We start from the raw sequence: 1,652 nt of genomic DNA on the forward strand, positions 1-1,652 counted from the left end.
CCCCACGGTGCCGCTTTTCACGCCGTTGGCGACACCGGGTTGGTCACCGAGGGTCTGGGGCACAAAGCTCTGGGCAAACACCACGACGGGCTTGCCATTGGCACGCACCGATTTCACGGGCACATCGCTGCCAGCCAGTTTGGCAATAACCGGATAGGGAATGGGGGGCGTTGATGGCCCCATCGGGGTTTTACACACGTCCGGCAGCATGCCGACTATCAACCATTCGCCTGCGGTGCGGGCAAGGTAGTTATCCGCCATGGACGGTCTCCTTTTCAGGTTCAGGGGGCGCGAGCTTGAGTAATGGGGCATCGGGGTCGATTTCAAACCGGGCTTCCGCCACCCGCACCGGCAGGCTGGTTTTAAAATTCAGCCGACTGGTGATGTGTAAGATCATGGCTTCGCTGTCGAGGATCAACGTATCGAGGCGCATCGGCACGGGGAACAGCGCGCCGTTTTCCATGCGCAGCAAAATAAACGGGCGATGCCCCGGCAGGGTAACGTGCAGGTTGCCGCCGGGTGTCATGCCTTGCAGGCTCAGTGAAATATCGGTATCCGGCCAATCAATTTGCTGGTCAGCCGGGGCCCCGTTCCAATAGCGGAAATCGAAATCTTTCGGCAGGTAAGGGTGACGGTGGGCGAGCCAGTCGTCATCGTATGTCCCGGCAAACTGGCGGCGGGGCAGCCACGGGCGGCCGATAAAGCCCAAGCCTTGCGGTTGGCTGGCTGGGGTATCATTCGGCAGGGTGCCCGCGAGTTGTTCGGTAAAATGTTGGGCGGTGAACGGGGTATCCGACCGGGTAATGCGCGGCGCCGGATAACGAGTGAGTTGTTTGGCCTCGGCATACCACGGCGTGATAAACCCCGTTCCCAACGGGTTGGTTTCACAAGTGGCATGCGCCAACGGCGCATTGTCCCCGTCCGGATGTTGCTGGTGCTGTTCTGCTGTCAGCCTAACGGATTCTTTCAGGTGCTCGCTCACCTTGTCGTCTGCCTGAATTTTGCATTCACCACCAAAGGCGTAGCGATAATCCATCGGCAGAGTGGTGAAGGGTTTTGGGTCGGTCAATTGCCAGTGGCCGTCTGTGTCACGGATAAATTCCCGTTCGCCGGTCACGGTCAGGGTTTTGTCGAGCAGGGTCTCTCCCTGCTTACTTTTAACCTGCAACCGAACCGGAAACGCTGTCGCGGGTTGATTATCTGGCGTATAGGCGGTGCCGTTGACGATAATGTCACAGCGCGGCTTGAACGGGGCAAGGTCACTTTCCTGCAACACTTGCGAGGCATTCATCTGTCCGCGGAATTCATCCTGTAAACACAAGGGTGGCGCAGGCAGCAATTCCGCGATGCAGTGACCGGTACTGTCCGGCAGCAATTGATAGCCGAGTTTCATGACAGCCACATGGTGCTCGACATCATCCACATCGAGCATCGAATAGTTCATCACCGCAAACGGGGTCAGGTTACGAAATTCCATCAATGTGGCTCCTTAGTTCAGGTCAATGTCCTTGCCGGTGATTTGTACCGGGCCGCTGGCCTCGAATTTGAACTCTGTCCCCTGAATCGTGATTTTGCCGCTGCTGTCCATGCGCAGGGTGCTGGCACCACATTTCAGCTCAATCACATCTCCAGCCGTGATGGACAGGGTATTC

At 57.6% G+C, this 1,652-nt stretch carries 2 protein-coding genes; both read right to left on the reverse strand.

Annotated elements, in window-relative coordinates:
* Nucleotides 1-261: DUF4150 domain-containing protein (locus tag FE392_RS11005; protein WP_319930271.1), on the reverse strand; the 261-nt coding region annotated here is incomplete at its 3' end.
* A complete protein-coding gene (locus tag FE392_RS11010; protein WP_319930273.1) occupies nt 251-1,477 on the reverse strand; it encodes a DUF2169 family type VI secretion system accessory protein in 1,227 nt (408 codons plus the stop codon). The genes FE392_RS11005 and FE392_RS11010, both read right to left, overlap by 11 nt.
* Between the last annotated feature and the right edge of the window lie 175 nt (nt 1,478-1,652).

The organism is Xenorhabdus santafensis (genome assembly GCF_033949405.1).
Lineage (GTDB): Bacteria > Pseudomonadota > Gammaproteobacteria > Enterobacterales > Enterobacteriaceae > Xenorhabdus > Xenorhabdus santafensis.